Genomic DNA, 5,780 nt, shown 5'->3' with positions numbered 1-5,780 from the left:
AAGAAACAACCGTTCAGTGATTCTATTGCAGCAAATAATAGCATTGTAATAATTAATTCTGATAACGTCCGCCTAGAGGTTCCATTGGAGTTATTTGAACTATTCAAGAGCAAAGCTATTGATTCTAATATAAATAAAATGATAAGACCATTAGATAAAGATCGCATCGATGAGGCGGAAATCTCTGCGCTTGCACCAGACGGAACAATCCTCCAAGAGAAAATAACTGTTGATGAACGACCGTATTTTGAAACGGAAGAAATTACAACAACCACGACTCAAGAGACTTGGTTGACTGTCAAACTCAATTCTTTGACCAAAACCACAAATAGTGGGTATGCCTTTTTGGGAGATGGTAGCAGAATCTTCTATCGATATGTGGGTAGTGACCCCTTGAAGCTGCATAATTTATTTCCCTATGACGGGCCCCTCAGAGTCTTCTGTATTGCACAAATGGATGAAAATCTTAAAGTCAATACATTAGATATTCTTGACCTTGAAAAATTGCAGGACAGTTTATTCGATTCACATTGAATAAGTGTCTCAGTGGCGGTGTCAGGCCCGCTTCAAGCGGGATTTCATGACACCCTGATTTCGACTCCGTCGAAATCATCTCCGCTTCTGCCTCCTCCCCCCATGCCACATCTCCATATGCCGCGCGTGCGTGTGCAAGTACGCCCCCGGCGAAAAATGCTGATTGTAAAAATCCAGCTCCTCATGATGCGCCTGCAGGTACATTATCACAAACGTCGATGGCACTGTTGCCGGATATTTCCCGAACTTATCGTAAACATACTGCGCCATGGTCGCCACGCAATCCTTAAATTCCTCATTGTGCACCTGCGCGCTCCCACGAACCTTTCGCGTATCTTTCCATGGTCCCGGTGTCTCCGGGTTAAACGGTCCCCCGGGTCCATATTTTCTCTCCACAATCGCCTCGGTCGCCGCCCGCATATTCGGATAATGCGGCGGACAGAACGCTTCGAACAGATTCGCCTTGCCGGTCAGATTCGGAAGCGGCCAGCGCGGGTCGGTGTCATACCGGAAACCGAGCCCCGGGATATCGGGACGTCCGCTCGCCCCGAGCACCGTATGCCGGTCTAAACCATCAAACATCCATCCCCCCAGTCCGAGCGCCTGAAGGGTCAGCATCCCGGCGTAGCAGGCGCAGGCGATTTCTACCGACGCCTCCGAGAGGGCATACTGGTCGATAAAGGTCATCGGGTACGGGTGCTCCACATCGACCAGAGTTTTAAACTTCTCCATCCCCGGAATCGGCTTGTTATTCATATCATCATAAATGCAGTACCCGTTCTGCACCAGAAAGCAGAGAATCCCCAGGTGATGCTGCGCCAGGTCTGCCACCGGGAATATTACGGTTGACCCCGGACGGTTCACGCACCAGGTATTATGCCCCTCCATAAATGGCTCCTCCGGCGGAATATTTAATCTTCCCTCGGCTATCTTCTGCACCCGCGATTTATGCGCCTGCAGCCATTTATTCAGGTCCCATTCCCCGTCTCCTCCCTTCTCCAGTAGCGACCCGGAGTCGCGTGTCGGCAGAAAATAGACCCCGTTGTCATCGGTGTAGAAGACTTCACTGGTATGAAATCCGGCCGCCGAGGGAAATGTCCTCCCGCCGGCCGCCATCGAGTAATTCGCCAGATGCGGCGCATAGCGGGCGTTGCGGTAAATCATATGATGCCATCCGGTGCTTCCGGCGACTGCGGTCACCACCAGCATCTGCTCCAGTTCATCGAGTGGTTTCGGCTCATGTGTCGATTTAAACGCCAGGGGTCCATCCGGTATCTCCGACCCGAGCGAAAACCGTCGCGCCCTTCTCCCCGTAATCGCCTCGAGCAAAGGAAACCGAATCGCCTCTTCCAGTCCCGGCGGATAGGAAGGGAGATTGTCCAGAAGAATTCTTCCCCGCGTCGAAAATTTCTCCCCCACCGAACCGACACCACAGCCGGTTAGAACCGCCCCCATTCCGACCAGCAAAGTTCCCAGCATTTTGCGTCTCGTCATCTCCAACCAACCGTCTCTTTTCAGCAATTCCGACATTTCCGCCTCCTAAGAAAACTTAAATTGAAAAGTAGAATCCCTGTCCCTCTGTCATTTCCATACGAATCCCCATCCCCGAACGTTGACCAAATCGGTCAGACTTTATATGCCCCGCGTGAGGAACCTTTTCATGACATCGAGACTTCGACTCTGTCGGAATCAATCTCCGCTATTACCGTGGGGACAGGATTCACCCCTGCCCACAAAATCCCGTATAGCGGAATTTCTACCGGGCAACCGCGAGGGTCGTCCCAACAAAATCATATTTACCGTCAGACACCAATGCCGGGTTCAATGTTGCGGCAGGTCTTGATTTCGCCACGTCAAGTGCATCGCACTTGATTCTTATATCGCCATCAGCGCGAAATTGTGACCTGCCGCTTTTCCGTACCACGACAGCGACGACTTAAGAGACAGCCTTGCCCGGAATAACAATTTGATTTCGACTCCATCGAAATCAATCCCCGCCTTCACTGTAGGGGCAGGGTTTACCCCTGCCCACAAAATCCCGTATAGCGGGATTTCTACCGGGCAACCGTAAGGGTCGTTCCAACAAAATCAAATTCGCCGTCAGATGATAATGTCCGGCTTTTCATCCTCCCAACGCTCTTTACCTTCCCGAATCGGACTCAGAACCCTGCCTACCATTTTTGCCTCAGTTATATTATATTGTCTTTTGTCTTATGGAACTTTTCGATGAGCAAAAACCAAACGATTCCGGCGATTCTACTTTCGCCGCTCCTCTCGCCGACCGGATGCGCCCGCAGAATTTCGACCAGTTCTTCGGGCAGGAGAAACTGGTCGGCAAAGAAACCCCCCTGCGCCGCGCCATCGAGCAGGATCGGGTCGGCTCGGTAATTTTCTGGGGTCCCCCCGGCTCCGGCAAGACGACTCTGGCGGAACTTATCGCCAAAGCGACCAGCGGTTTATTTATCCCTTTTTCGGCGGTGACCTCCGGCATCAAAGAAATCAAAGAGGTCATCTCCAAAGCCCGCAACTATCGCAAAATGTCGGGACGGAAAACTTATATCTTCATCGATGAAATCCATCGCTTCAACAAAGCCCAGCAGGACGCCTTTCTCCCCTATGTTGAGAAAGGGGATATCGTCCTCATCGGCGCCACTACCGAGAACCCGTCATTTGAAGTCATTTCGGCGCTGTTATCACGCGTGAAGGTTTATGTTCTCGAACGCCTGACTGAAGAATCGCTGTCTGGAATCATCAGGAATGCCCTCGCCGATTCTGAACGAGGTCTCGGCGCCATGAATCTTGAAATTGACGACAAGGCTATCGCCTTCATCGCCGCGGTCGCCGATGGCGACGCCCGTCGCGCCCTCAATCTTCTCGAAGCCGCCGCTGAAGATGCCGGAAGAAATGGCCATATCACCGCGGAGAAGACGGCCGAGATTCATCAGAAAGGAACTTATCTGTATGACAAGTCCGGCGAAGAGCATTTCAATCTGATTTCGGCGCTGCACAAATCGGTCCGCGGCGGCGACCCCGATGCCTCCCTTTACTGGCTGGCGCGGATGCTCGAATCGGGGGAGGACCGTCTCTATATCGCCCGCCGTTTGATTCGGATGGCCATCGAAGATATCGGCCTGGCCGACACCAACGCCCTCACCCTCACCCTCAACGCCCGCGACACCTATCATTTTCTCGGCACTCCTGAAGGGGAGCAGGCTCTCGCCCAGGCGGTCATCTATCTCGCCTGCGCCCCCAAATCGAACAAGGCATATATCGCTTTTCTCAAAGCGACCGCCGATGCCTCAAAGAAAGGCTCGCTGCCCGTCCCGCTCTGGATTCGCAACGCCCCGACTAATCTGATGAAAGCGCTTGGCTATGGGAAGGGATATAAGTACGCTCACGAGTACGAAGATGCCCTCACCGACCAGGAATATTTCCCCGATGAACTCGCCGGAACGGTCTATTATGAGCCTTCACAACACGGTAAGGAAAGCAGGATTGCCGAGTATCTGGCGAAGTTCCGGGAGTATAGGAAGAAGGTGCTGGGGAAGAAGAAATCAGATTGAACTATAACGAGACCGATTTTCGCCTAATATCGGGAGGCTGAAATGATAAGAATCATCATTGTCTTACTATTTACTGTCTTGCCCGTGTCGGCTGAAAGAATGCCCGACAACGTGGCACATGTCGTCTTCTCATCTGATAATTCCGTCAGAATAAGTGATCTGCCTTCAATTACTCCGGAGGTGTTCGCTCTGGTCAGAGATTCAATTGAATTCAATTCAAAAGCTATTCCTTATGTAGATTCTGCAAGATGGGCGAAATGGAAACCTTCGGAGTTTTCCAGTGTCAGGAGGTTTGATTATTCAGGCGACGGTGCGCCTGACCTGATTCTAGATGGTCTCATTGCGGCTGAACAAAACATAACTTATTTATGGCTTCATCATGACTCCACTTATGAATTTCATTATTGCCTAAAAGGTGAAGCCATCAGATTTCTGCGTGAGAGTGTCTTCGATCCATATAGTATCGTTATTGAAGAAGGTTTGTGTTGCGATGGATATATCGGTGAATACACCTTGTTGGAGCCGATATGGTATGCGGATAGAATCAAATATATATCTCGCTTAGTTATTAAGCAATTCAGAGACACTCAAATTCCCATTACCAGAACGATGTCAAAGCACTTCAGACTTTCTAACGCTGAGTGCTTGCTTCGAACCGAACCGGTAATTACTAATGATTATGACTGCTATTGGAGCGATTTCGAAGAAATGGAAGTGTGCGGAAACATAATCGCCAGATTTACCCAACCAGGCAATGGAATCGCATTTGCTGAGGAACGTGATTCTCTCGGCGGTCTCTGGTATTTTGTAACCGTAAGCCCTGAATCAAAAATCACTTATAATAGATTCTACAGAGCATCCGCTGCCTACCTTTGCGGCTGGGTCGACTCCGCGAGCATTGAATTTGTCAAATAGCCTCCTAAGGCACTTTGGTGCGCGGCTCCGCCGAAGGCGGAGTCCTTCATCTGCCCGTTCTCAATTGGAATCGTAGTTGACGTAGGTCAGGATCCCCGTGATCCTGACCGTCATTCCCGCGAAAGCGCTTGCCCGCCTGTGGCGGGGGAATCCAGAAATTGTCATTCCGGGCTTTGACCCGGAATCCGGCTGATGGTGTCGAAACCTGAGAAGGATTTTGACCTGCTCCACCGGATTCGTACTATAGACCATCCCACCGCAAGCGGTGGGGCACCAGTAACCTGAAAATTATCTACTAAGTGGGGCGCGACCTGAAAAGGTCAGGATCCCCGTGATCCTAACCGTTATTCCTGCGAAGGCATTCCGTCGTAGCGAGCCGCACCCAACACCGGACTTCTGTCACATCACCCGCAAAAACACCCAGTACACCACCGCATTTATGACTGTCAGCGGAACCCCGACACGGGCGAATTCCCAAAATGTAACTGTTATCCCTGCCCGCTTCTCGGCGTTCTGTATGATGATAATATTACTCGCCGCTCCCAGTATCAGCATATTCCCGGCAATGGTGCTTCCCGCCGCCAGCGCAATCAGTTCGTTTTGCGCCGCCCCGGCATGCTGAAGCATCGGCATATAAAGCGCCACCAGCGGGACATTGGAAATCATCTGGCTCAACACGATGCTCAACGTCAGTATCATCGTCAGTTTCGTTATATCCAGCTCCATCCGGTCAATCCACTCCTGGAAAAAGTAACTTTCCCAGACCGC

The 5,780-nt window shown here is 51.2% G+C and carries 5 protein-coding genes; 3 read left to right on the top strand and 2 right to left on the bottom strand.

Features of this window, described 5'->3' with window-relative positions; translation table 11 throughout:
- Positions 1–534, top strand: a 534-nt coding sequence (locus tag AB1690_07385) for a hypothetical protein (protein MEW6015129.1), incomplete at its 5' end; no start/stop codon positions are given.
- Positions 535–609: 75 nt separating this feature from the next.
- Here AB1690_07385 and AB1690_07380 read toward each other — a convergent pair.
- The gene (locus tag AB1690_07380; GenBank protein ID MEW6015128.1) at positions 610–2,064 is read right to left on the bottom strand and encodes a hypothetical protein; all 1,455 of its coding nucleotides are present in this window, start codon (positions 2,062–2,064) and stop codon (positions 610–612) included.
- A gap of 683 nt (positions 2,065–2,747) precedes the next feature.
- Between AB1690_07380 and AB1690_07375 the strand changes: the two genes are divergently transcribed.
- Both AB1690_07375 and AB1690_07370 read left to right on the top strand, forming a co-directional pair.
- Positions 2,748–4,097, top strand: coding sequence for a replication-associated recombination protein A (locus tag AB1690_07375; GenBank protein MEW6015127.1), 1,350 nt, complete (start codon positions 2,748–2,750; stop codon positions 4,095–4,097).
- A gap of 42 nt (positions 4,098–4,139) precedes the next feature.
- The gene (locus AB1690_07370; protein ID MEW6015126.1) at positions 4,140–5,012 is read left to right on the top strand and encodes a hypothetical protein; all 873 of its coding nucleotides are present in this window, start codon (positions 4,140–4,142) and stop codon (positions 5,010–5,012) included.
- A 399-nt stretch (positions 5,013–5,411) separates the two neighbouring features.
- On the opposite strand, the gene AB1690_07365 is transcribed toward AB1690_07370, so the two are convergent.
- A partial coding sequence (locus AB1690_07365) for a DUF1646 family protein (protein MEW6015125.1) occupies positions 5,412–5,780 on the bottom strand: 369 nt, incomplete at its 5' end.

The organism is Candidatus Zixiibacteriota bacterium (assembly GCA_040753495.1).
Lineage (GTDB): Bacteria > Zixibacteria > MSB-5A5 > GN15 > PGXB01 > DYGG01.
This window is presented reverse-complemented; position numbering and strand designations above follow the sequence as displayed.